This window comes from Synechococcus sp. F70.1, from assembly GCF_047502745.1.
Taxonomy (GTDB): domain Bacteria; phylum Cyanobacteriota; class Cyanobacteriia; order Thermostichales; family Thermostichaceae; genus Thermostichus.
This window is the reverse complement of the sequence record NZ_JANSJL010000061.1, coordinates 14,732-38,855: the sequence shown is the minus strand read 5'-3', so window position 1 is coordinate 38,855 and position 24,124 is coordinate 14,732. Positions and strand designations below refer to the sequence as shown.

The following is a 24,124-nucleotide window of genomic DNA, read 5'->3' as shown; positions in this document are numbered from 1 at the left end:
GTACACCACCACCCCATAGGGTGGCACTTCAACGGGATCCCCTTGGCTTTTTGCCGGCAGGGAGGATCCAGGGCCCAGCCACTGCGCCTCGTGGCTGTCCAAAAGCTTCTCCCAGGTGCCGCCGCGCCAATCGGTGTAGGTGGCCGGCTGATCGGGGCTGAAATTGAAAAGGGCAAGCAAAGACTGGGATCCCTGGCGGCGGTGCAGGGCCAGGCCAGAGCCGGAAAACAGCTCCGCTTCCACCCCCTCCCGCTCTAGGTGCTGGAGGGCCGGTTGGGTTTTGCGCAGCCGGATCAGGGTCTGGTACCACCTCCAGAGAACCTGGTGGTGACCGGCCTCCTTCAACTCCCAGTTCAGCTTGGAGCGCAAGAAGGTCTCCTCTGCCTGGGGATCCGGGGGCTCGCCCTGCCAGGCAAAGGCGCTGAACTCGCGGCGGCGTCCCTGACGCACCGCTTTCACCAGGTTGGGATCCCCGTGGCTGATGAAGTAGAGAAAGGGGGCCACCTCCCCATACTCTTCCCCCATAAACAGCAGCGGCAACATGGGAGCTAGCAGCAGGGTAGCGGCGGCCAACTTCAGGCCCGCGAAGGAGGTGAGCTGGCTGAGGCGCTCCCCCAACATGCGGTTGCCCACCTGGTCGTGGTTTTGAATGCAGATGACAAACTGGGATCCCGGCCTGCTAACGGCGGAATTGCCGTGGCGGCGGAGTCGGTAGCGGGAGTACTGGCCGGAGTAGACGTAGCTCTCCCGGTAGGCCTTGGCCAGGTGCTCCAATTGGCCGAAGTCTTGGTAGTAGCCTGTCTTTTCCCCAGTAAGCAGGGTGTGAACCGAGTGATGAAAGTCGTCGCACCACTGGGCGTCTAGCCCGTAGCCCCCTTGCTTGCGGGGGGTGATGAGGCGGACGTCGTTGAGGTCGCTTTCAGCTACAAGCACCCTGGGCCAGCCCGTGCGCACTTCTAGGGCATCCACCCGCTCCGCCAATTCCTGCAAAAAAGGGTAGGCGCTGAAGTCGTAGATGGCATGCACCGCGTCCAGCCGCAGGCCATCCAGGTGAAACTCCTCCAGCCAGTACTCGGCGTTTTGCAGAAAAAACTCCCGCACCCCGTCCGAATAGGGGCCGTCGAAGTTCATGGCCTTCCCCCACGGCGTACGGTACTTGTCGGCAAAGTAGGGGCCGAAATCCCCCAAGTAGTTCCCCTCCGGACCCAGGTGGTTGTAGACCACATCCAAGACGACAGCCAGGCCCTGCTGATGGCAGGCGTTCACCAACGCTTTCAGGCCCGCTGCTCCCCCATAGCTAGTCTGCACGGCATAGGGATAGACGCCGTCATAGCCCCAGTTGCGCTCCCCTGGAAACTGGGCTACCGGCATCAGCTCCAATACGTTGACCCCCAGCTCCACAAGTTGCGGCAGGCGAGGAATGATGGCGGCAAAAGTGCCCTCCGGGGTAAAGGTGCCCACGTGCAGCTCGTAGAGGATCCACTGGGGGAGAGGGATCCCCTTCCACCCCTGATCCTGCCAGTCAAAGTGGGGATCCACCACCCGCGAGGGGCCATGGACGCCGTAGGGCTGGCAGCGGGAAGCGGGATCTGGCCGCTCCACCACCCCCACTGCGGTGTGCAGGCGGTAGAGGTAGTCCACCGGCCCAGGCGGGATCCCCTCCACCTCCCCCTGCCAGTAGCCTTGCTCATCCTGGGTCAGAGGGATGAGCCGTCGGACGGGGCTGAGCAGCTTTAGCTCGACTCGTTCAACCAAAGGCGCCCACACCGAGAAGCGATAGCGGCCCTCGCCCAAGGGATAGGCGCCAATTCGTCCAACCGGGGAACGCGGAAGCACAAAACCTGTCTGCACAACTCGGCTTCTACTATAGCGAGGCTTGCCCCCCGGCGGTTTTAGGCTTCTGCCATAGTGGAATTGGCCTCTTGCTCTCCGTCTCTATGCTCAACTACCCTCCTAGCCATCCGGATCCCACCGTTGTCGACGTCTACCATGGGCAAGCAGTGCCGGATCCCTACCGTTGGCTGGAGGATCTGGACTCTGAGCAAACGCGGGCCTGGGTCGAGGCGCAAAACCGGCTCACCTTTGACTACTTGCGGCGGATCCCGGCGCGGCAGCGGCTCCTGGAGCGCCTAACCCAGCTCTGGAACTACGAAAAATACAGCCAGCCTTTCAAAGAAGGGGGCCGCTACTTCTACTTCAAAAACGACGGCCTGCAAAACCAGAGCGTTCTCTATACCCAAGAGAGCCTGGAGGCCGAGGCCCGGGTTTTGCTAGATCCCAACACCCTTTCCGAAGATGGCACCGTGGCCCTTTCGGGCATTGCCATCAGCCGCGATGGGCGCTACTTGGCCTATGGCCTCTCCCGCTCCGGCTCCGACTGGCAAGAGTGGAAGGTGCGCGATATTGAAACGGGAGAAGACCTGCCGGATCACTTGCGCTGGATTAAGTTCTCTGGGGCCAGCTGGACGCCGGACGGACAGGGGTTTTTCTACAGCCGCTACGACGAGCCGCCCCCTGGCAGGGAATACGAAAGCGCCAACTACTTCCAAAAGCTCTACTACCACCGCCTGGGCACTCCCCAGTCGGAAGACCTCTTAGTCTACCACCGCCCTGACCAAAAAGAGTGGGGCTTTGCCGGCGGGGTTACCGAAGATGGCAACTACCTCATCATCTCCGTCTGGCGGGGCACGGATCCCAAAAACCTCCTCTTCTACAAAGACCTGCGGGATCCCAACCTGCCGGTGGTGGAGCTTATCCGCGAGTTCGAGGCCAACTACAGCTTTGTCGGCAACGACGGCTCCCGCTTTTGGCTGCTCACCGACCTCAACGCCCCCCGGCGGCGACTGGTGGCTATTGACCTCGACGACCCAGGGCAGGTGCAAGAGGTGATCCCTGAAGCCGAGGAGACCCTGCAAGGGGTTAGCCTCATCAACAACCAGTTTGTTGCCTTCTACCTCAAAGACGCCCACACCCAGATCAAGACCTTTGCTCTAGACGGCACCTACCTGGGGGAAATTCCCTTGCCAGGGCTGGGATCCGCCAGCGGCTTTGGCGGCAAACGCTATGACACCGAAACCTTCTATACCTTCACCAGCTTCACCACCCCGCCCACCATCTACCGCTACGACTTCACCACTGGCAGGAGCACCCTATTCCGTCAACCGCAGGTGGACTTCGATCCCCAAGCCTATGAGGTGCAGCAGGTGTTCTACCCTAGCAAAGACGGCACCCGCATCCCCATGTTCCTCGTCCACCGCCGTGGCCTGGCTCGGACAGGGGATCACCCGACCCTGCTGTACGGCTACGGCGGCTTTGGCATCTCCCTGACTCCCAGCTTTTCGGTGGGCCTGGTGGCCTGGCTGGAGATGGGAGGGGTTTACGCCCAGCCCAATTTGCGCGGCGGCGGCGAATACGGGGAAGCCTGGCACCAGGCGGGCACCAAGCTCAACAAGCAAAAGGTGTTCGACGACTTCATCGCCGCGGCTGAGTGGCTAGTGGCCAATGGCTACACCAACCCCTCCAAGTTGGCCATCTCTGGTGGCAGCAACGGCGGCCTCTTGGTAGGGGCTTGCCTGACCCAAAGGCCGGATCTCTTTGCGGCAGCCCTGCCCGCCGTGGGGGTGTTCGACATGCTGCGCTTTCACAAGTTCACCATCGGCTGGGCCTGGATCTCGGAGTATGGATCCCCGGAGGACCCAGAGGAGTTCAAGGCCCTCTACGCCTATTCCCCCCTGCACAACCTCAAGCCCGGCACCGTCTATCCCGCCACCCTAATTACCACTGCGGATCACGACGACCGCGTGGTGCCGGCCCACAGCTTTAAGTTTGCCGCTGCCCTGCAAGCAGCCCAGGGGGGATCCCAGCCCATCCTCATTCGCATCGACACCAAAGCCGGCCACGGAGCCGGCAAGCCCACCACCAAGCTTATCGAAGAGACCGCCGACCGCTGGGCCTTTTTGGTGGAGGTGCTGGGGATCCAGACCGACTAGCGACTTCGCGCCGGCAGGGCCCGAGGGCCCAGGCCCACCCGACCGGCATAAACTGCTGCTTCCCCCAGCTCGTCTTCGATGCGCAGCAGTTGGTTGTACTTGGCAATGCGCTCGCTGCGACAAAGGGATCCAGTTTTGATCTGGCCGGCGCGGGTGGCCACCGCCAGGTCGGCAATGGTGGTGTCTTCCGTCTCGCCGGAGCGGTGGCTGATGATGGTGCGAAAGCCCGCCTGAGCGGCCAGTTGAAGGGTCGAGACCGTTTCTGTCAGCGTGCCAATCTGGTTGAGCTTGATCAAAATGGCGTTGGCCACACCGCTGTCGATGCCTTTCTGCAGCCGAGCTGGGTTGGTAACAAACAGGTCGTCCCCTACCAGTTGCACGCGAGATCCCAGTTGAGCAGTCATGGCCTGCCAGCCAGCCCAATCTTCTTCGGCCAGACCATCTTCAATGGAAAGGATGGGATAGTTGGCTAGCAGTTGCTCGTAGTAATTGACCATCTGCTCGGCGCTGCGGGCTTTGCCCTCAAAGTGGTACTGCCCATCCTCCAGCAGTTCATTGGCCGCTACATCCAGGGCCAAGGCGACCTCTTCCCCTGGCTTGTAGCCCGCTCGTTCAATAGCGGTTATCAACAGATCCAAAGCGGCAGCGTTGGAGTCGAGGTTGGGGGCAAATCCCCCCTCATCTCCTACCCCCGTGGACAGCCCCTTCTGTTGCAGCACTTGCTTTAGCGCCGCAAACACCTCCGCCCCATAGCGCAGCGCCTCGCGAAAGCTGGGTGCCCCAATGGGCACGAGCATGAACTCTTGAATATCGAGGTTGTTGTCGGCGTGGGCGCCGCCGTTGAGCACATTCATGAGCGGCACTGGCAGCAGGTTGGCAAAGGGTCCGCCCAGGTACCTGTACAAAGGCAGGCCCACCGCATTGGCAGCCGCCTTAGCCGTGGCCAAAGAGACCGCCAAGATGGCGTTGGCTCCCAGTTGCGACTTGTTGGGGGTGCCATCCAGATCGATCATCAACTGGTCGATGCGGGCCTGGTTGAGGGCATCTTCTCCCCGCAGCTCCGACTGGATGGGGCCAAGAATGTTTTCCACCGCCCTCAACACGCCCTTGCCGCTGTAGCGCCTGGGATCCCCATCCCGCAGCTCGTGAGCCTCAAAAGTGCCAGTCGAAGCGCCACTGGGCACCTGGGCCAAGCCGGTTGCTCCATTGGCCAGGCCCACCAGAGCTTCTAAGGTCGGTTGTCCCCGCGAGTCGAGGATCTCATGGGCGGTAATCCACTCGATGGCCGTTTCCACAGTTGCACCTCAGCAATTGGCTAGACAGTTCTGGCCAAAGCCCAATTGCCAATAGACTAGTGGATTTTCGCCCCTAGATCCCTTTGCTTCTGGAAAACTTTAACGGCTTGCCCCTGTTTCAAGAGAAGCGGAAGTAGAATAGGCAGAGTAGTCCGGGTGGGGTGGAGGGGGAATCTGCGACTATGTTCGAAAGACTGCTCTTTCCCATCGACAACTCGCGGGAAACCAGCCATGCCCTGCCGCTGGTGGCGGACATAGCGCAGCGTTACAAGAGTCAGGTATATCTGCTCTCCGTCCTAGACAGTACAGAGCTAGACCCAGAGCAGGTGGAGCAAGCCCGCCAAACTATCCACAACCTGCTCAAACACGCTGAGGCTGGCCTGCAGCAGATTGGGATCCAAAACGTCAAGAGCGAGTATCGCGAGGGAAAAGTTCCCTTCGTCATCTGCGACGTGGCCGACGAGCTGGAGATTAGCCTAATCGTGATGGGATCCCGCGGCATCAGCCTAGCCGAAGGCCGGAAAAACGAATCCGTCAGCCACCGGGTCATCGACCTCTCCCCTTGCCCAGTGCTGGTAGTACCCTGAAGAGCAGGCCTTCTCTTTCCGGGGAGTGTGTTGAAGTTGTCTCAAAATGTTGCCTTGTGTAACAGCAAGGCCGTTTTTGTTCGTGTTGAGCAGGAGTCTGCTGTACAACGAAGAGCGAGGTAGCCCGGATTACTGGTTACACCCCTGGGAATCGGTATGGAAAATCAAAGTCGTGGTTACAACAAGGCCTCGCAGAGAACCTTCGAGGTGATGCGGCATTTTGCAGAAACCTACGCCAAACGTACCGGCACTTTTTTCTGCTCCGACCCCGCAATTACGACAGCGGTGATTGAGGGTCTAGCTCTGCACAAAGAGCAGCTGGGCGCCCCGCTCTGTCCTTGCCGCTTCTACGAAGACAAAGAGGCGGAGGTGAAAGCTGGCTATTGGAACTGTCCCTGCGTACCCATGCGGGAGCGAAAAGAATGCCACTGTCTGCTCTTCTTAACTCCGGACAACCCCCTTGCCGGCACCAGGCAAACGCTAGAGGAGGTACACCTGGAATACCAAGCTAGCCCGTAGGGTCTCCCCGCTAGGAGACGGAGGCAAACCAGGGTCACGAAGCTGGGTATAATTGAAGGGCAGTTGGAAATGGCTATTTGCCTGAGGAGGAAACCTTTCTATGACTCCCTCATTGGCTAGCTTCCTCTGGAGCCTGGTGTACGGCGCTGTAGTGCTGGGTCTCCTCTTTGGCGCCATCGTGATTGTTAGCTATAGAGACAGGGTGCGTCGCCGCTAAAGCCTTGGCAAAGGGCTTGACCGCGGGCAAACCTTTGAGCAGCGGCGGCAAAGGTTAGGCCTTGAGCTTTGCAAAAAATCAGCTTTCCCAAAGTCTATTGCCAGCCTCTAGATGCCCTCTTCACTACTGGCAGCAGAAGAACCGTTACTACTACGAGGATCTGGAGCGGCTGCTCCGCTTCTTTCTGCCTCCAGGTCTGCGCATTCTGGAGATTGGCTGCGGTACAGGGGCTCTGCTCAACGCTTTGCGGCCCAGTGTTGGAGTGGGGATCGACCAAGATGCCGAGGTCATTGCCCAGGCCCAGCAGCAATTTCCCCACCTCCACTTTCGCCTGCAAGATCTCCATAGGTTGGACAAGCGGGATCCGGTCTTGGCCCAGCCTTTTGACGCCATTTTGCTCGTCAATACTCTCAGCTACCTGAGGGATATTCAGCAGGTTCTTGAGCAGTTGCGCTGTTTCTGCACCCGCCGCACTCGCCTTATTCTTTCCCATCACAACCCCCTTTGGGAGCCGCTTCTGAACTTGGCAACCCTTCTAAGGCAGCGCAGGCCCCTGCCAGCAGCCAACTGGCTCTCGGCAGCCGATGTGGCCAATTTGCTCCATCTGGCGGGGTATGAGGTTATCCAGCAGGGCAAGCGGTTGTTGTTGCCGCGGCGGATCCCCCTGCTTTCAACTCTGGTGAACCGCGTGATTGCCCCCTTGCCAGGGATCAACGCCCTCTGCCTGACGGAATACACGATTGCCCGCCTCCAACCGGATCCCAACTGGGATCCCCCCCCTGAGAAACAGCCCTCTTGCACCGTGATCATTCCAGCTCGCAACGAAGCTGGCAACATTCGCCGCTGCGTGGAGCAGCTGCCCGAGATGGGATCCCGCACCGAGATCCTTTTCGTAGAGGGGCATTCCAGCGACGACACTTGGGCCGAGATTCAGCGGGTTCAGGCCGAATACCAAGGGATCCGCCCCATCCAGGCTCTCCGGCAAGAGGGCAAGGGCAAAGGGGATGCGGTGCGCCAGGGGTTTGCCGCGGCCAGGGGCGACGTGGTGATCATTCTCGACGCCGACCTAACTGTTCAGGCGGAAGACCTCCCCAAGTTCTTCCGGGCGGTGGCTTCCGGACGCTGTGATTTTGCCAACGGTTGCCGACTCATTTATCCGCTGAAACCGGAGGCGATGCCGCGCCTGAACCAGTGGGCCAACCGCTTTTTTGCTGCTCTTCTTTCCTACATCCTTGGCATTCGCGTCAAAGATACCCTCTGCGGCACCAAGGCCCTCTGGCGGGAGGACTACTGGCAAATTGCCAAGCTGCGGCAAGAATGGGGGAATTTTGATCCCTTTGGCGATTTCGACCTGTTGCTAGGGGCGGCCAAGCGCACCCTCAAGATCCTCGACATTCCAGTGCGCTATTTCCCCAGAACCTATGGCCGCTCCAATATCCACCATCTGCGCGACGGCTTGCGGCTGCTGCAGATCTGTGGCTTTGCCCTCAAGCACTTCAAGGGATCCTAAAACCCTAACTCCTGCAGGGCAGTTCCCTGCCTGGCCTCTTGGGAGTTGTTACAATAGCTAGCCATTGAAAAATCAGGCCTGAGAAAAACCGCCCTATGGGGAAATCCGTACTGAGCAGGCTCGGCCAGTGGATCTCGAGTACTCCCCTCCGCTCCCTTGATCGGGCCTATCAAGCTGCCCTTCGCATCAAAGCCATCGAAGACCGCTACTTCCAGGGAGGAGTCATCGGCAGCAACGGAAGCCACGGCCAAAACACCAGCCACTACTTTCAAATCCAACTGCGCCAGCACCTGCGGCAGATTAGCCTTAGTCTAGCAGAATTTAGAGCCAGCAGTCTCTTTTCCCGCCCGCCCGATCCCGAGCTAGATGGCAGCGGCCCTCGCGTTGCTGCAGAAGTCAACGACGCCGAGGATCTCAGTGCCAAGAGCAGCCCCTCCACAACCAAGGGCAAGGGGGCTGAGAGGGATCCCTCCATTTTGGAGAAGCTAGAGTTTATCGATCAGGTTATCTCCCGCTACAAGCGCCCTGCCCCTCCACTCAAGGTCAGCGCCACGCGGCTCCAGCCTCAAGAGCAAGACGAGTCAACTCAGGCAGAGCCTGCTGCTCAACCCATCAAGGCTGATAAGACCCCTCTTGAGGATGGCAGTGCCCCCGTTGCTTCTAAAACAGCCGTCCTGCCTCGCTCCCTTTTGCGCACAGCTAGGCAGATTCGCCGAGAGTTAAGTTCACAGGCAGAAGAAGAGTTGCTCCAGGAGTACCGCAGCCAACGCATGCGCACACTGGTGGCAGTTCGGTTTTTGTTGCTGCTGGCCATTTTGCCGCTACTTGTCCAGATTTTCTCGAAGCACTTTCTGTTTGGGCCGTTGGTGGATCGGCTGCAGCCTCAGGAGCCTACCCTTGTGGCTTTAAGCCACGAACTTCAAGAAAGAGCTGTTGCGGAATTTGAGCTTTTCAAGGAAAAAATGGAGTTTGAGCGGGCTTTACGTCACCAACCTCGAGAAGAGCTGGACTCAGAGTTGGAGGATCAACTTTCCCTGAAAGCAGAGGAGCTGCTGCAAAAATACAGCCGTAAGAACTTGGAAGGCCCAAAAAACATCCTTGCCGACTTGCTATCCCTGGCGGTATTTGGCTGGCTAGTCTTTGTCGGGCGTGAAGAAATTGAAGTTCTTAAGTCCTTTCTAGATCGCCTAATCTATGGCCTGAGCGATAGCGCCAAGGCTTTCATCATCATTCTCTTCACCGATGTGTTTGTTGGCTATCACTCTCCCCATGGCTGGGAAGTCTTGCTAAGTAGTCTAGCTGAGCACCTGGGTTTGCCCGAAAACCGCAATTTCATCTACGGCTTTATTGCCACTTTTCCAGTTTTTCTAGATACGCTCTTTAAGTACTGGATCTTCCGCTACTTAAACCGTGTATCGCCGTCAGCGGTGGCCACCTATCATGCTATGAATGACTAAAGCGGTACACTAGTCAGAAGCTTTTTTCACCGAGTCTTGTTGGGAAGAGCTCTTGCGAAACCTGTTTCTTACTGGCGCTAGCGGCTGCTTAGGGCACTACGTGTTAGAACGCCTAGCCCAGCAAAGAGATCCCGAGTTTCCGGAGCGGCCCGCTTACCACCTGTACGTCCTTGTCCGCAATCCCAGCCGCCTGCGGCTGCCCCTGGAGCGGCTGCCTGCTCCCATTACCTTGGTGCATGGCGATCTCCTGCACATTAGAGAACACGCCGCTTTGCTGCGGCAGATGCATGGGTTAATCCACATGGCAGCGGCCTGGGGGGATCCCTCGCTGGCTTGGGCGGTGAATGTTACCCACACCTTGGAGCTCTTTCAGCTGCTGGATCCCCAGCGCTGTCAGCAGGTGATCTACTTTTCCACAGCCAGCCTTTTGAACCAGGCTCTCGAGCCCTTGGCCATTGCTGGCCAGGCCGGAACCGACTACATCCGCAGCAAGTACGAGATGCTACTGCGGCGGCAGGAAAGCTGCTTCTGGCCGGATCGCCTGCTCACGCTCTATCCCACCCTGCTGTTTGGCGGTAGCCCCTACCACCCCTACTCCCACATCACCGCCGGCCTCAAGGATGTGCTCCGCTGGCTGGATCTCATCCGCTTTTTGCGGGTAGATGCCAGCTTCCACTTCATCCACGCTGCCGATGTGGCCGAGATGGTGGCTTACTGGGTGGCCCATCCGCCCGGTGGCGGCGATTGGGTGTTGGGCAATCCTCCCCTCTCCCTAGACGAGTGCGTGGAACAGGTGTGCGCCTATCTCAAAAAGCGGATCTACTTCCGCCTGCCTCTGCCCATCGGCTTCCTCCGCCGCCTGGCCTTTCTGTTTGGGGTGCGGCTTTCAGAGTGGGATGAGTATTGTCTGCGCCACCGCCACTTTGTCTATCCCGCCCTTTCGCCAGCAGCCCTGGGTTTGCCCTGCCGCTTCCCCACTGTAGCCTCCCTCCTAGAGGCCTACCTCTAGGCCGCTCTTGAGGGATCCCAGGGATCAGCGGGTGGCAGCTAGGGCCTGAAGCTCTGCGGCAATGCGCGCCCGGTTAAGTCTCTGTCCAATGAACACCAGGCGGGTTAAACGCGGCTCTTGGGGGCGCCAAGGGCGATCGTAGTAGGTTTCAAATCGCCCTCCCACCCCCTGCAGCACCAGGCGCATTGGCTTGTGGGGCACGGCTACAAAGCCCTTCACCCGGTAGAGGCATTCCTCTTGCGCCAGTTGACGCAACTGGGCAACTAGGGATCCCGGCTCATAGCCTTCCTCCAGGCTTAGGCAGAAAGACTCAAAGGCCTCGTGCTCGTGCTCCTCCCCGTGGTCGTGGTGGCTGGGGCGGCGCTCGAGTTGATCTTCCACGGCTGCGTTGAAGCCCAGGAGCACTTCTGGGGCAACCTGGCCCCGCTCGCAAGGGAGGACTTGAACCTCAGGGCGCAATTTTTGGCGCAGCCAGCTTTCCACTTGCGCTCGCTCCGCCGGCGTAATCTGATCCACCTTGGTGAGCAACACCAGATCGGCACAGCTTAGCTGATCCTCGAACAGCTCCTCAATGGGCGTCTCGTGATCTAGGCTCTCGTCTGCCTGCCGCTGGGCCTCCAGGGCCGCCAGATCCCCCACAAGCTGCCCCGCAGCCAGCGCCTGGCCGTCTACCACTGCAATCACCGCATCCACAGTGGCGCCGGTGCGAATCGTTGGCCAGCGGAAAGCCTGCACCAGCGGCTTGGGCAAAGCCAACCCTGACGTCTCAATAACAATGTTGTCCAGCTCCGCCCGCCGCTGCAACAGAGCTTCCATGGTGGGCAAAAACTCCTCCTGCACCGTGCAGCAGAGACAGCCGTTGGCCAGCTCCAGAATGGGGATGGATCCCTCCCCCTCACACAGTTGGCAATCCCGCAGCAACTCGCCGTCGATGCCCACTTCGCCAAACTCGTTAACCAACACGGCAATGCGGCGGCCCTGGTTGTTGAGCAAAAGGTGACGGATCAGCGTCGTCTTGCCGGATCCCAAAAATCCCGTGATGACGGTCACTGGGACTTTGTGCATCTTCTTCGAAGATTCAGCTCTTCAACTCTCCCAGTCTCTACCCTCGCCGCCTTCCCCGCCAATCCCGACCAGGGGGATCCCAAAAAAAGGCCCCCCACTGGGGGCCAAAGGTGCTAGTTGGAAAGACCTGCACTTTTTATCGGATTGGCTTCATCCGATAGACGGGCTCGTCCTCGCGGCTAATTCCTTTCTCAAAGCCGGCAGCAGCAGCACGGGCGCGACCGGCGTGCCACAGGTGGCCGACAAAGAACAGGAAGCCCAGGATGAAGTTGTGGGCTGCCAGCCAAGTGCGCGGGCTGGTGAAGTTCACGGTGTTGATCTCAGTAGCCACACCTCCCACCGAGTTCAGGGATCCCAGCGGGGCGTGGGTCATGTACTCCACCGCCCGGCGAGCTTGCCAGGGCTGAATGTCGTTTTTCAGCTTGTCCAGATCCAAGCCGTTGGGCCCCAGCAGCGGCTCCTTCCAGGGCGCCCGCACATCCCAGAAGCGCATTGTCTCGCCCCCAAAGATGATCTCGCCCGTGGGAGAGCGCATCAGGTATTTACCCAGACCTGTGGGCCCTTGGGCTTGGCCAATGTTTGCCCCCAAGCGCTGGTCGCGCACGATAAAGGTGAGGGCTTGCGCCTGAGAGGCTTCCGGTCCCGTGGGTCCGTAGAACTCACTGGGGTAGACAGTATTGTTAAACCAGATGTAGCAGGTGGCAATGAAGCTCATGAGCGAAACCGCCGCCAAGCTGTAGGAGAGATAGGCCTCTCCCGACCAGATAAGGGCGCGGCGAGCCCAGCCAAAGGGCTTGGTGAGGATGTGCCAGATCCCACCGGCAATGCAAATGATGCCGATGTAGATGTGGCCTCCAATCACATCCTCCATGTTGTCGACGCTAATAATCCAGCCCTCGCCTCCAAAAGGAGACTTAAACAGATAGCCGAAGATTACCGCTGGGTTGAGGGTGGGGTTGGTAATGACCCGCACATCTCCACCGCCGGGAGCCCAGGTGTCATAGACACCGCCAAACCACATAGCCTTGGCCACCAACAGGAAAGCCCCCAGCCCCAGGAGGATGAGGTGAATTCCCAGGATGGTGGTCATCTTGTTCTTGTCTTTCCAGTCGTAGCCAAAGAAGGGGAAAGACTGCTCCAGGGTTTCCGGGCCGCGAATGGCGTGATAAACACCCCCAAACCCCAGCACGGCACTGGAAATGAGGTGCAGCACACCAATCACAAAGTAGGGGTAGGTGTCCACCACCTCGCCGCCGGGGCCAACTCCCCAGCCCAAGGTAGCCAAATGGGGCATCAGGATTAGGCCCTGTTCGTACATGGGCCGATCGGGCGTGAAGTGAGCCACCTCGAAGAGCAGCATCGCTCCCGCCCAGAAGACCATCAGGCCAGCATGGGCTACGTGGGCACCCAAAAGCCGACCGGAGAGATTGATCAAGCGGGCATTCCCAGCCCACCAGGCAAACCCGCCCTGGGTGCGATCTTGTACCACTACAGAACCAATTGTTGTTGAGGTCACAGAGACCAACCTCCAATCGTCAGGACAATTGATTGATTGGCTAAGTGGAGGCACCTGCCGTTGGGATCCCTAGCCGCTGGGATCCGCAGGAGGGGATCCCTTGGGCAGGCGCTCAATTACAGCTAACTGGGTAGATTAGAGGGCGTTGCCGCGGGGGAGGACTTCCTCAGGGAACTCAAAGTGCTCATGCGGCTGGTCCTGAGGCGCCATCCAGGCCCGGATCCCCTCGTTGAGCAGGATGTTCTTCGTGTAGAACGTCTCAAACTCGGGGTCTTCCGCCGCCCGCGTCTCCTGACTGATAAACTCATACGCCCGCAGGTTCAGCGCCAACCCCACTACCCCAATGCTCGACATCCACAATCCGGTTACCGGCACAAACAACATGAAGAAGTGCAGCCACCGCTTGTTGGAGAACGCTATCCCAAAAATCTGGCTCCAGTAGCGGTTTGCCGTCACCATGGAGTAGGTCTCTTCCGCCTGCGTCGGCTCAAAAGCCCGGAACGTGCTTGCTGCCTCCCCATCCTTGTAGAGGGTATTCTCCACCGTTGCCCCGTGGATAGCACACAGCAGCGCTCCACCCAGAACGCCAGCTACTCCCATCATGTGGAAGGGGTTCAGCGTCCAGTTGTGGAACCCTTGGAAAAACAGCAAGAAGCGGAAGATGGCGGCTACCCCAAAGCTGGGAGCGAAAAACCAACTGCTCTGTCCCAGGGGGTAAATCAAAAACACGCTTACAAACACGGCAATTGGCGCGCTGAAGGCAATGGCGTTGTAGGGCCGCACCCCCACCAAACGGGCAATTTCAAACTGCCGCAGCATGAAGCCAACCAAGCCCAGGGCGCCGTGGAAGGCCACAAAGGTCCACAGGCCGCCAATTTGACACCAGCGGGTGAAGTTCCCCTGGGCTTCTGGACCCCAGAGCAGGAGCAAGCTGTGCCCCATGCTATCGGCTGGGGTGGAAACGGCCACCGTCAAAAAGTTGCACCCCTCCAGGTAGGAGCTGGCCAGGCCGTGGGTGTACCAGGAAGTTACGAAGGTAGTGCCGGTCAGCCAGCCGCCCAGGGCCAGGTAGGCGCAGGGGAACATGAGCAGCCCTGACCAACCGATGAAGACAAATCTGTCGCGCTTGAGCCAGTCGTCGACGACGTCAAACCATCCTCGCTCCTGGCGTACGCGTCCCACTGCTATGGTCATAGGACGATCTTCTCCTTAGTTAAATGAGAACGCTAGTGAAGCTACAAACTTCGCCTCCTAAAGGCAAGACCGCGGCCTAGGTATAAAAACTCAAACCCTGGAACTTCTCGAGAAGCCACAGGGCTCGTGGCAAGCTACCTCAGAGCCAGCGGACAAGTTTCACCGTCCTTGGCCTTGCTTAGCCCAGGCCAGTAAAGACTTGTAAATTGCTTCTCATTATAGAGGCAGGGAACCCGCTCTTAGCAAGTCTGAGGTAACCGTGAACTTTACACAGCGCAATCTTTGGCAGCTCTCTTGCGCTTGAGAGAGGCTACCTCGCTGCTGGTAAGGTTCAGGAGCAAAATCCGATATCCTAAGACAAGGACACTGCACTTCATCGAAGGCAAATCCATGGCTAGCGAGATCTTGACCATTGCGGGAATTTCTCTGGTTTTGACGTTGGCGGGCGTGGCGCTTGGGTATGGGATCCTGCGCATCACCCAAGGGGGGGCTGAGTAGAGGATAGGCAGCCAATCGGAGAAGGGAAGGGGTTAAACCAAGGCGTTGGGCAGGGATCCCAGCACCCCTCTTTGGGCAAGCCGACTATGCTGGAAAACGCGATTGTGCTCATCACCGGCGCCAGCAGCGGAATCGGCGCAGCCTGTGCCAAGCTTTTTGCCCGTTCTGGAGCCAAGCTAATCCTAGTAGCCCGCCGTCAGGAGCGGCTGCAGGCGCTGGCCACAGAATTGCAGCAGGCCTACGGCACTTCCTCCTACCTGCTGACTTTGGATGTGCGGGATAGGGCAGCCGTGCAGCAGGCGCTGCAGTCTTTGCCGCCGGCCTGGGCCGAGATCGACATTTTGATCAACAACGCCGGCCTTAGCCGCGGCTTGGACAAGCTCTACAGCGGCGCTGTGCAAGATTGGGAGGAGATGATCGATACCAACATTAAGGGCTTGCTGTATGTTACCCGCGCCGTCTTGCCCGGGATGGTGGAGCGGGGCCGGGGCCACGTGGTCAACATTGGCTCGATTGCTGGTCGGCAGACCTACCCTGGCGGCGCCGTCTACTGTGCCTCCAAAGCGGCCGTGCGGGCCATCTCCGAGGGGCTGAAGCTGGATCTGCTCGGCACCCCCATTCGCGTTACCGAGATCCAGCCCGGCTTGGTGGAAACCGAGTTTAGCCAGGTGCGCTTCCGCGGCGACTGCGAGCGGGCGGCGGCGGTCTATCGGGGCCTCACCCCCTTGACGGCGATGGATGTGGCCGAGGTGGTGCTATTTGCCGTCACTCGTCCCCCCCACGTCAACCTAAGCGAAGTCTTGCTCGTGCCCACCGACCAGGCCACCACGACGATGGTGCACCGCCGCTAGGGAGGCAGGACTCCGTATCCGTTCACTCCCCCATCCCTGGGCGACAATGGCGGCAAAGGGGGTGGGCTCATGGGAGTGGAAGGCGGGATCCTCATTGGGTTAAGCATTGGCCTTGTCGGCATGCTGATCTTGTGCTGGCAGAGTCGACGCCGCTTCAGCCGCCAACTGCAAGAGTTGGGATCCCTGATGCACCTGGCCCTGCCGCTGCAGCCGCCTGGACAGATGCTCAGCCGGCTTAGCCGCCACCTTCGCCAACAAGAACTGGAGCAGGCTAGCCAAAGACAGTATCTCCTGGACTGGCAGTATCTCAGCCAGCGTCTGCCCTGGGGATATTTGCGGGTGGACGAGAACAACGTGGTGCTAGAGTGTAATCCTGCCGCCCAGCGCCTGCTGCGCATTAGCCACTGGCAGCCGGGCATCAAGCTTTTGCTGGAGTGGGTGCGCTCCTACGAGTTGGATCAGCTCATCGAAGCCACCCGCTGCCAGGAAGCTGGCGCTTCCGTCCAGAGCCGCGAATGGGTCTTCTACCCTCCCGGTGGCGAGGACAAACCGGTTCCGCTGCGGGCTTGGGGGCTGCCCCTGCCCCAGGCCCATGTGGCCATCTTTTTGGAAGACCGCCTAGAGGCCACGCTGCTGGCGCAACAACGGGATCGCTGGGCCTCGGACGTGGCCCACGAGCTGAAGACTCCCCTCACCTCGATTCGTCTCCTGGCGGAAACTCTGCAAAGCCGAGTCGATGCCGCGCAAGCGGTTTGGGTGGAACGACTGCTAAATGAGACGCTGCGCCTCAGCCAGCTGGTGCAAGACTTGCTGGAACTGAGCGCTCTCAACTTGGGGGCCGGATCCCGCTCCCAATGGCGCTGGGTAGATCTAGCCGCCTTGGTGCGAGAAGCCTGGCAGAGTCTAGAACCGCTAGCCAAGCCCCGCCACCAGGAACTGCACCTAAGCAGCTCCTCCCCCCTCTATCTCTGGGGAGATGAGCAACGCCTCTATCGCCTCATCCTCAACCTCTTGGATAATGCCGTCAAATATGGCGGGCCTGGTTCTCCTATCCACGTGAGCCTCTCCGAGGAGGGATCCCAAGTGCGGCTGGAGGTGTACGACCACGGCCCCGGCCTGCCGGAGGATCAATTTGAGCTGGTCTTTCAACCCTTCTACCGCACCGACGCGGCGCGGGCCCGCAGCAAAGGCGGCACTGGCCTTGGCTTGGCCATTGTGCGTCAGATTGTGGAACTCCATGGGGGTACGATCCGCTTGCGCAATCATCCGCAAACCGGTGGGCTGTGGGTTCTGGTGGAATTGCCCCGCCAGCACCCCGATGCCTTGTAAAGCAAAAGACGGCTGGCCCCTTTCCCTTTCGTCGACAGGGTCCAAAAAGCTCAACTCACGGATTATCCATTGGGGAGGCGATCCCCTAGAATGACTCTAGGTAATCCTTACAGTTCCTACCTCAGGCGTTGGGCATGGGCGCAGACTACCATTGCGCGGATCTGCTGTCGGAACGGGAACTGCAGGTCCTGGAGTTGGTTGCGGCTGGCATGACCAATCAGGACATTGCAAAGCGCTTGGAAATCAGCAAGCGCACGGTCGATAACCACATCAGCAACATTTTGAGCAAGACGCGAACGTCAAACCGGGTTGCTTTGGTGCGATGGGCGCTGCAATGGGGAAAGGTGTGCCTGGATCAGGTCAACTGCTGCGTCTTGAACAACGACAAAATTGCCTAATCCTCCTCCGCGAGCACCCCAGGGACAGGGAACAAGGGTAGGGCAGCGCATGCCCTGCTGAGGTGTTCTCAAAGGGTACCTTAGCTCAGGCGGGGGAAAAAGCCAGCGGCACCGGATCCGGTTGCAGCAGCCGTTGACACAGTTGGGCAATCTGGGCTGGGCTAGCCTCGTCTAGCCAGCGGTGGAAGGCCTGGGATTCGCGGATCCGGCTGAGCAGCCCAGTGGAGATCTGTTCCGATCCCTCCAGGGCTTCTAGCCACTGCTGGGGCAGGCCAGTAGCTGCCGCCAGGGCAGCGGGATCCCAGGGTTTTGCCTGCCCTAGTTCCCGCAGTTGGGCAAGTTGCTGAGGGAGGCGATCCCAGGAGTGGGCAGAAGCAGCCAGGATCAGGGTTTGCGGCTGCACCTGCTGCAGTAGTTGGGCCAAATCTGCCGGCAACCAGGGCCAGCAGGCCAGTACAAGAGTTGTTTTAGCTGAGGGGGGCAACGGCTGCCCAAGAGGAAGAGGTTGCCCAGTGTAGTAGAGGGCTTTCTCCAAAGAATCCGGCAGGGGGCGTTGCCGGTAGTCTTGGATTTGGAGGCGAGGGGCCGAAACAGCAGGGGCCTGCCAGTTGCCAGAGGGACGCACCGCCAGCACTGTACCTCGCCAGGGCTCTTTGCTGTCGGCTTCCAACCGCAGGGCAATGTCCACAGCTGGGCAGTTTTGCCACTGTTCCAGCTCTTCGCCAGCTCCCCAAAACCAGAGGGTACGGGATCTCGCCCTACCTTTGAGCTCAAACCTGAGATGGCGGCCATCCCCAGAGGCTCTTAGAGTGGATTTAGTGGGGCGGAAGTTCATCAGGGCTACGATGGGGTTGGGGTTGCCGTGCCCAAAGGGCTGTAGAAGCTGCAACTGCCGATACACCTCGTCTAGCTCCGCCACCCCATCCCCGCCCTGAGAGGCCAGCAGAGTCCAGTCGAGGAGAATCTCCACCGCCAGGGCGCGAGCTTGCTGATCCGGGCTAACCCGCGCCGCTAGCTCTCGCCGCAATGTCAGCTGCACAGCGGCCAGGCAAGCCAGATCGAGTTGGATCCCCGCGGCCATGGGGTGTCCCCCTCCTCGTCGCAGGAGAGGACGCACCGCCTCAAGGGCCTCTAGCAGGTTTACCCCTGGAATCGAGCGGCCTGACCCATAGCCCAGCCCTGTGCTCTCGTCTTTGGCAATCAACACCGTTGGGCAACGGTATTCCTCCGCCAAGCGGGCCGCCGCAACTCCCAAAACCCCTGGGTTCCAGCCACTGCTGGCCAAGACGATGGCTCGCTCTCGTGCCAGATCGAGGCTTTCCACCTGCTGCCTGGCTTCCTGTAGCACCTGTTGGGTGAGCTGCCGACACTCTTCGCTGAGGGCGACGAAATGCTTCACCAGCGTCTGAGCCCGCTGCGGATCCGAGGTGGTCAGCAGCTCCACTGCTAGCCTAGCGTCTTCCAAGCGGCCAATGGCGTTCAGCTGGGGAGCAAGGCGAAAGGCAATGTCCTGAGCTGTTAGCGCTCCTGGGGATGGGCAGTTGCTCACCCAATCCAAAAGAGCCCGCAGCCCTGGACGCTGCGTCTTGGCCAGCACGGGCAACCCCCGCTGTACTAGGTAGCGACACTCCCGCTGTAACACGGCAACATCGGCCACGATCCCCACCGCCACCAGATCTAGGTGCTCCTCGACGCCAGGAATTCCCAGCGCTTGATAGAGGGCCTCCGCTAGCTTGTAGGCCACCCCCACCCCTGGCAGGAAGCGCAGGGGGTGCTCCTCCGGCAGGCGCAAAGGGTTGACTACCGCATAGGCAGGGGGCAAGGGATCTGGCAGGGCGTGGTGATCCATCACGATCACGTCCACCCCTCGGGCTTGGGCCAGGGCAATCTCGGCAGCATTGCCGATGCCGCAGTCCACCGTTAGAAGTACTTGGCAACCCTGAGCCAGCACCTGCTGGAGCCGCTGGGCATTGAGCCCATGTCCCTCGCGGCTGCGCAGCGGTAGGGTGAACTGGACTTGGAAGCCCAAGGGTTGTAACGCCGAGAGCAAAAGACTGGTGCTGGTGACGCCATCGCAGTCAAAGTCCCCCCAAATGCAGAGGGCTTCTCCTTTTTCCCTGGCCTCCAGTAGCCGCCGCACTGCCCGCTCCAGATCCGGCAGGGATTCCGGCGGGGTGGGGGAATAGAAGCTGGGATCCACGAAAGCCCGCACCTGTTCCCGGCTGTGCAGCCCGCGCAAGGCTAGCACCTTGGCCGCGTACTTGCCGTATTCCCGGCTCAGCTCTGGGTCAAACTGAGGCGGAGTGGGCAGCAGATCCCAGCGGTACTCCATGCAAGCTGGCTAGGGATAGAGCTCCTTAGGAGCGTATCAAAAAGGGTCTAGGTTCGGATCCCTGTCGAGTTGCTATTGACAGCAGTGGGCGGCTATGCAGCAAGGGGAGGGGTGGTCATGGTCGTGAGTAGCACAAGCTTGGCTGCAGTAGAGCTGGCCTTCGTAGCGATAGCCTTGGCTGCTCTCGAAGCTGCAGTTGCAGTGCTCGCAGGCGCAGCGAACAAGGGTGCTAGACATGGGTTTTTCTCCTTCTTTTCGAAGATCCGCGTCTCTATACCCTAGCGGTTGTTGGACAACGAGGCTGAAACGAGAATCAAACTCACGCCTGGCTGTCCAAGTGGCGGCAACCTGCCCATTGCCACCTTCCCTCTCCTGCTGAAGGAGGTTAAGGAAAGTCAATAGCTCCTGGGCAGGTTACTAACTTATGATGCGGGCGTGAGGTGTGAATAAGTACCTAGGCAATGGCCACGGAACGGATTCGTTTTGCGCAGGTCTCAGACATTCATCTGATGCCGGAGACGGCATGCCGCTGGTGGTGGATGTCCGATTCCCCTCGCCGCCAGTTGGAAGTAGCCGTTGCCTATCTCAACCAGGTGCCGGATCTGGACTTTGTCGTGTTTACCGGCGACTTGGTGGATCAGGCGGATCCAGAAAGCTTTGAGCTATTCCGAGAGATTCTTGCCCAGCTGCGGATGCCCTACTACCTCAGTCTTGGCAACCACGATGTCGACACCCTGCAAAGAAAGGGGCGCTTCGACCGAGAACAATTTATCCGCTGGTGCCAAAGCCAATTTCCCCTCTTTCCGGCTCCCACGGGCTATGTCGATTACAGCCTTTCTCCTCTGCCCGGGATCCGCCTCATTGCCCTTGACGCTAGCCTGGGACCTTTTCCCCTGCCCCAGGGGGTGCTGCGCCCCTCGCAACTGCATTGGCTGGGCGAACATCTGCAAGTAGTTTCAGAAGAATGGCTAATCTTGTTAATCCACCAGCCGCCTTTCATCTCCCCCACCCAAATGGATGCAGTTGTGTTCCGCAACTACCAGCTCCAGAAGCAGGCAGCTGCCGCCCTCCATGCTCTCTTAGCTGGCCATGGACGGGTGGTGGCAGTGTTGAGTGGGCATCTACATGTGCCGAAAGTCCATGTACGAGATGGGATCCCCTACCTGACAGCCCCTCCCCTGGTGGGGCCAGTCTCGGCACTGCGGCTGTTCGAGGTGGATTTGAACCCCCGGCGAGGGATCCTGCGCTACCACTGGGTTCACCTACCGGAGCCAGGACCCAGACCCCTCTGGCATGGTTTCCTGATGGGGAGACGTCGGGATCGCTGGGGAGAGATCCCCCTGCGCGCCAGAGGAGCTCGATCTACCCTGCTACCTGTTGCAGCTCGATAAAAGTCCTAAAGCTCGACCGAATTAGTGTAGATTAAGAAGGCAAAGCAGCTGGACTCGGCGTCTCTCCCTATGAGTGCAACCCTTTCTTCCTCTACCCACTGGGAACAGGCAGCCCAGGAGGTGCAAAAGCAGTATCAGCCCCAGGTAGCTGCCCTGAGCGAACGCTTTGAGCCCCTTTCCGCAAGCGACTTGCTGGCCTGGGCTGTATCTGAGTTCGGGGATGGGCTGGTACTTGCCTGCAGCTTTGGACCAGAAGACCTGGTGTTGATTGATTTGCTCACTGCTATTCGCCCGCAGGTGCGCGCCTTTTTCCTGGATACCGATTTTCACTTCCCCGAAACCCTACAACTGCAACAACAGGTGCTGGCCCGCTATCCCCATTTGCAACTGGAGGTCTTTAAGCCTCTGCTGACACCGGAAGAGCAGGCGGCGCAATACGGGCCAGAACTGTACCGCACCAACCCCGACCTTTGCTGCCACCTCCGCAAGGTGGAGCCCCTGCACCGCGCTCTGGCCAACTGCACCACCTGGATTACGGGAATGCGTCGGGAACAGGCTCCTACCCGCGCCAACATTGGCAAGGTGCAGTGGGATAGCAAACGCAACCGCCTCAAGCTCAACCCCCTCGCCGACTGGACAAGCGGCCAGGTGTGGAAGTACATCCTCGACCACGGGATCCCCTACAACCCTCTCCACGACCGCAACTACCCCAGCATTGGCTGTATGCCCTGTACAGCCCCAGTGGAGCCAGGCGCGGATCCCCGCTCTGGTCGGTGGAAGGGTATGGCCAAAACCGAGTGTGGCCTGCACACGTAGCCCATGAACACTGCTCCTGTTCTGGAGGTGGCTCAGCTTGAGGTCACTCCAGACTTGGAAGCTGCTTTTGAAGCCGCCATCGGCCAAGCTTTTGTCTATGACGGCAGCACCAACTGTAGCGCTGTCTGGAGCACCCCCAGCAATATCTACTATCCCTGGAGGCTCATCTGGTTACCTTCCGGCAATCGGAAAACTTTATTCGGTGGTGTGCGCTTATTGAGCCCTACTTTGCCCGGCCACCCCAGGTGTTGCAATACCAGCTAGTTCCCGGATCCCTTGGGGTCGGCAGATAGCGGAGGCTCTCTCTGGCGGTGCCATGGCTTCTGCTAGCCTGGTCTATGCTTTGGGCTCAGCAGGGATGCCACCGAAAAACGTGGCGTGGCCTCAAGGCCACTGTTCTTCGGCAAAAACCCTCCGCTGCCGAGATTTGCCCCCTGCGCTTTGTCGACGCCCAAGTTCCCCTCCCGAGATCCTCAGAGCGGCTAGTCTAGACGATGATAGAGGACACTCTAGCGGAGCAGATCAATGGATACTACTGAGGCTTTCCAAGTGCTCAATCTACCGCCAGATGCCAGCGAACAGGAAATCCGGAGGAAATGGTTTCGGGAATACCAAGCTCTCAGCGCCGCTCTTCTTGAGCTGGACGACGAGCGACAAAGACCCTTGCTGGAGGCTCGGCTGGCGCGGCTCAACGAGGCGCGGGATGTGTTGTTGGGCAATGGATCCCAGGCGGAGACGGGACTGTCTGGGGTGAGCTCGGAAGGGCTGCCCCCCCAAGTGATCGTGCTGCTGTACCAAGCCAACGGTCAAGAAGGGATCTGCACCCGCCAAATTGGGGGCCAGGACATTGTCATTGCCTTTGAGAGCCTCTTTGGAGCGAAAAAGTATGCCCAGAGGCTGGCTCAGCAGGGGCTGCCCAAGCCTGTGGCCGAGCGCTTCGACACGCAGGAGATCGTCGATTTTTGTCGCGCAGGGGGCTATGGGTTGATGGTGGTTCCCGCCAGCGAGGTGCTAGAGCCGCTGCCAGAGAGTACGGAAGCGGCGCGCAATTGGCAAGGCAAATCCTGAGGAGCTGGTCACCCCGGTCAGGAGGGTCTTCTAGATTACCGCCGAGCCAATCTCTGCAGAGGAGTTTCGCCAGATCATGGAGGCAGCTCTGGAGGCCTGCTGTGAGGCTTTTGGCCTAAGGGCAGAGTACCTGCGTCCTGAACAGCAACAACTGCGGTTTTGGGTCATGCTGGCCCTCTGCCTGCTGGTGATTGCTTTGGTGATCCTCCTGGGAGTTCGGGATCCCGGTTATTGGCTGCTCTATGCAGTGGCCGTCCTGTTGCTGGGAGTGGTCTTTCTGGGGTTGCTCTGGGTTCTCCTGGAGTTGCGGCAAAACCTGCGTCGCATTCGTCAGCGCTGGCAAGAGGCCCATCTCCTGAATAGCCCTGCCGAGATCATGGAGTTCGCCAGCGATCCCGCCTGCAAGGTTAAAGAATACAACCGCTGGGTGCAAGAGCTGCAACAATCGCTGGAGGGGGGGCCACTATTGGCAAGATTTTCGCCAACTCAGTGAGGCCGAACAGAAGTATATCCAGTCGCTCTTTTTGCAGGTGCGGGCCCAACTGGTGATGGCTCTGCAGGTGTGCAGAGCTTTAATCGAGAATCCGCAAACCTCCGTAGCTCAGTACCTCAACCAAATGGTTGCCCGGGATCAGCAACTGGTGGAGCAGTTTGTCGCCAAAAACTTGACGGCTAACCGCTACGTAACCATGGCCCGCCACCTCTCGGCGCTGGAAGCAGGTCTGCAAGCTCGGATTGGCGCTCTGGCATCTTGCTAGCTTATGCTCAAGCCCTTGCTAAACGGAAACACGGCACGGCTGGCCCTCCTCCTGCTGGCTGGTGGGCTAGGCTTGTTGGGGTGCGGGGATCCGAATGTACCCCTGACGCAGCCGCCTCCCAACGCTTTTCGCGTCAGCACCCCCCGCCCGCCGCGCTTAGATCTCTACCCTACCCCACCACCAATGCCTACCCCTACGTCAACGCCGCTCCCTAGGCTGTCGGAGATCACAGCTCGCTGGCTGGGACTCTCGTGGCCGCCGCAACGGCGCGAGATCAGCCCGGTGCGGTTAAGCGCGCGTTTCCTGGATATCTCGTTGCCGCCCA

The 24,124-nt window shown here is 59.6% G+C and carries 25 protein-coding genes; 18 read left to right on the top strand and 7 right to left on the bottom strand.

Annotated elements, in window-relative coordinates; all coding sequences use genetic code 11:
* A partial coding sequence (treZ, locus tag NW860_RS06410) for a malto-oligosyltrehalose trehalohydrolase (protein WP_414513145.1) occupies positions 1-1,836 on the bottom strand: 1,836 nt, incomplete at its 3' end.
* Between the two features lie 101 nt (positions 1,837-1,937).
* Between treZ and NW860_RS06405 the strand changes: the two genes are divergently transcribed.
* Positions 1,938-3,989, top strand: a complete 2,052-nt coding sequence (locus NW860_RS06405) for a prolyl oligopeptidase family serine peptidase (protein WP_414513143.1) — start codon at positions 1,938-1,940, stop codon at positions 3,987-3,989.
* On the opposite strand, the gene eno is transcribed toward NW860_RS06405, so the two are convergent.
* A complete protein-coding gene (eno, locus tag NW860_RS06400; protein WP_414394758.1) occupies positions 3,986-5,284 on the bottom strand; it encodes a phosphopyruvate hydratase in 1,299 nt (432 codons plus the stop codon). The genes NW860_RS06405 and eno overlap by 4 nt on opposite strands.
* A gap of 182 nt (positions 5,285-5,466) precedes the next feature.
* Here eno and NW860_RS06395 point away from each other — a divergent pair, with 182 nt between their 5' ends.
* The 6 genes from NW860_RS06395 (at position 5,467) to NW860_RS06370 (ending at position 10,583) form a co-directional block, all read left to right on the top strand.
* Positions 5,467-5,871 carry a universal stress protein gene (locus tag NW860_RS06395; RefSeq protein WP_414394759.1) on the top strand — a complete coding sequence of 135 codons (405 nt, stop codon included), beginning with the start codon at positions 5,467-5,469 and terminating at the stop codon, positions 5,869-5,871.
* 156 nt (positions 5,872-6,027) lie between these two features.
* Positions 6,028-6,390, top strand: a complete 363-nt coding sequence (locus tag NW860_RS06390) for a ferredoxin-thioredoxin reductase catalytic domain-containing protein (protein WP_414394761.1) — start codon at positions 6,028-6,030, stop codon at positions 6,388-6,390.
* A 100-nt stretch (positions 6,391-6,490) separates the two neighbouring features.
* A complete protein-coding gene (locus tag NW860_RS06385) occupies positions 6,491-6,607 on the top strand; it encodes a photosystem II reaction center X protein (protein WP_414361544.1) in 117 nt (38 codons plus the stop codon).
* A 61-nt stretch (positions 6,608-6,668) separates the two neighbouring features.
* Positions 6,669-8,117: a glycosyltransferase gene (locus NW860_RS06380; RefSeq protein WP_414513140.1), complete on the top strand. Its 1,449-nt coding sequence runs from the start codon at positions 6,669-6,671 to the stop codon at positions 8,115-8,117.
* A gap of 95 nt (positions 8,118-8,212) precedes the next feature.
* Positions 8,213-9,574 (top strand): proton extrusion protein PcxA, encoded by a 1,362-nt coding sequence (gene pxcA / locus NW860_RS06375; RefSeq protein ID WP_414513138.1) that lies wholly within the window; start codon positions 8,213-8,215, stop codon positions 9,572-9,574.
* Between the two features lie 52 nt (positions 9,575-9,626).
* On the top strand, positions 9,627-10,583 hold the full coding sequence (locus NW860_RS06370) for an NAD-dependent epimerase/dehydratase family protein (protein WP_414394766.1): 957 nt from the start codon (positions 9,627-9,629) through the stop codon (positions 10,581-10,583).
* 24 nt (positions 10,584-10,607) lie between these two features.
* Here NW860_RS06370 and cobW read toward each other — a convergent pair whose 3' ends face one another.
* The 3 genes from cobW to psbD all read right to left on the bottom strand — a co-directional run bounded on the left by cobW (position 10,608) and on the right by psbD (position 14,358).
* Positions 10,608-11,648 carry a cobalamin biosynthesis protein CobW gene (gene cobW, locus NW860_RS06365; RefSeq protein ID WP_414513136.1) on the bottom strand — a complete coding sequence of 347 codons (1,041 nt, stop codon included), beginning with the start codon at positions 11,646-11,648 and terminating at the stop codon, positions 10,608-10,610.
* A gap of 136 nt (positions 11,649-11,784) precedes the next feature.
* Entirely contained in the window at positions 11,785-13,164 is a 1,380-nt protein-coding gene (gene psbC / locus NW860_RS06360) for a photosystem II reaction center protein CP43 (RefSeq protein ID WP_414513134.1), read from the bottom strand.
* 135 nt (positions 13,165-13,299) lie between these two features.
* On the bottom strand, positions 13,300-14,358 hold the full coding sequence (gene psbD / locus NW860_RS06355; RefSeq protein ID WP_414394770.1) for a photosystem II D2 protein (photosystem q(a) protein): 1,059 nt from the start codon (positions 14,356-14,358) through the stop codon (positions 13,300-13,302).
* A gap of 390 nt (positions 14,359-14,748) precedes the next feature.
* On the opposite strand from psbD, the gene NW860_RS06350 reads away from it, so the two are divergent.
* The 4 genes from NW860_RS06350 to NW860_RS06335 all read left to right on the top strand — a co-directional run bounded on the left by NW860_RS06350 (position 14,749) and on the right by NW860_RS06335 (position 17,434).
* The gene (locus tag NW860_RS06350; RefSeq protein WP_414394772.1) at positions 14,749-14,856 is read left to right on the top strand and encodes a PetM family cytochrome b6-f complex subunit 7; all 108 of its coding nucleotides are present in this window, start codon (positions 14,749-14,751) and stop codon (positions 14,854-14,856) included.
* Between the two features lie 86 nt (positions 14,857-14,942).
* Positions 14,943-15,707 carry an SDR family oxidoreductase gene (locus NW860_RS06345; RefSeq protein WP_414394774.1) on the top strand — a complete coding sequence of 255 codons (765 nt, stop codon included), beginning with the start codon at positions 14,943-14,945 and terminating at the stop codon, positions 15,705-15,707.
* Positions 15,708-15,776: 69 nt separating this feature from the next.
* Positions 15,777-17,036, top strand: coding sequence for a sensor histidine kinase (locus tag NW860_RS06340; protein WP_414513132.1), 1,260 nt, complete (start codon positions 15,777-15,779; stop codon positions 17,034-17,036).
* A gap of 134 nt (positions 17,037-17,170) precedes the next feature.
* On the top strand, positions 17,171-17,434 hold the full coding sequence (locus tag NW860_RS06335; RefSeq protein ID WP_414394776.1) for a helix-turn-helix domain-containing protein: 264 nt from the start codon (positions 17,171-17,173) through the stop codon (positions 17,432-17,434).
* An 85-nt stretch (positions 17,435-17,519) separates the two neighbouring features.
* Here the strand turns inward: NW860_RS06335 and recJ are convergent, their stop codons facing one another.
* Both recJ and NW860_RS06325 read right to left on the bottom strand, forming a co-directional pair.
* Complete coding sequence (recJ, locus tag NW860_RS06330; RefSeq protein ID WP_414513129.1) at positions 17,520-19,766, bottom strand: single-stranded-DNA-specific exonuclease RecJ; 2,247 nt, start codon at positions 19,764-19,766, stop codon at positions 17,520-17,522.
* 72 nt (positions 19,767-19,838) lie between these two features.
* Positions 19,839-20,003, bottom strand: coding sequence for a conjugal transfer protein TrbI (locus tag NW860_RS06325; protein WP_414394779.1), 165 nt, complete (start codon positions 20,001-20,003; stop codon positions 19,839-19,841).
* Between the two features lie 224 nt (positions 20,004-20,227).
* Here NW860_RS06325 and NW860_RS06320 point away from each other — a divergent pair, with 224 nt between their 5' ends.
* The 7 genes from NW860_RS06320 to NW860_RS06290 form a co-directional block, all read left to right on the top strand.
* On the top strand, positions 20,228-21,157 hold the full coding sequence (locus tag NW860_RS06320) for a metallophosphoesterase family protein (protein ID WP_414513127.1): 930 nt from the start codon (positions 20,228-20,230) through the stop codon (positions 21,155-21,157).
* A gap of 69 nt (positions 21,158-21,226) precedes the next feature.
* On the top strand, positions 21,227-21,973 hold the full coding sequence (locus NW860_RS06315) for a phosphoadenylyl-sulfate reductase (protein WP_414513125.1): 747 nt from the start codon (positions 21,227-21,229) through the stop codon (positions 21,971-21,973).
* A gap of 3 nt (positions 21,974-21,976) precedes the next feature.
* The gene (locus tag NW860_RS06310; RefSeq protein ID WP_414513123.1) at positions 21,977-22,237 is read left to right on the top strand and encodes a hypothetical protein; all 261 of its coding nucleotides are present in this window, start codon (positions 21,977-21,979) and stop codon (positions 22,235-22,237) included.
* Positions 22,238-22,498: 261 nt separating this feature from the next.
* Complete coding sequence (locus NW860_RS06305) at positions 22,499-23,041, top strand: DUF3110 domain-containing protein (protein WP_414513122.1); 543 nt, start codon at positions 22,499-22,501, stop codon at positions 23,039-23,041.
* A 76-nt stretch (positions 23,042-23,117) separates the two neighbouring features.
* Positions 23,118-23,534: a hypothetical protein gene (locus NW860_RS06300; RefSeq protein WP_414513120.1), complete on the top strand. Its 417-nt coding sequence runs from the start codon at positions 23,118-23,120 to the stop codon at positions 23,532-23,534.
* A 37-nt stretch (positions 23,535-23,571) separates the two neighbouring features.
* A complete protein-coding gene (locus NW860_RS06295) occupies positions 23,572-23,799 on the top strand; it encodes a hypothetical protein (RefSeq protein ID WP_414513118.1) in 228 nt (75 codons plus the stop codon).
* A 3-nt stretch (positions 23,800-23,802) separates the two neighbouring features.
* Positions 23,803-24,124 (top strand): hypothetical protein (locus NW860_RS06290; protein ID WP_414513116.1); only part of this gene is annotated, 322 nt, incomplete at its 3' end.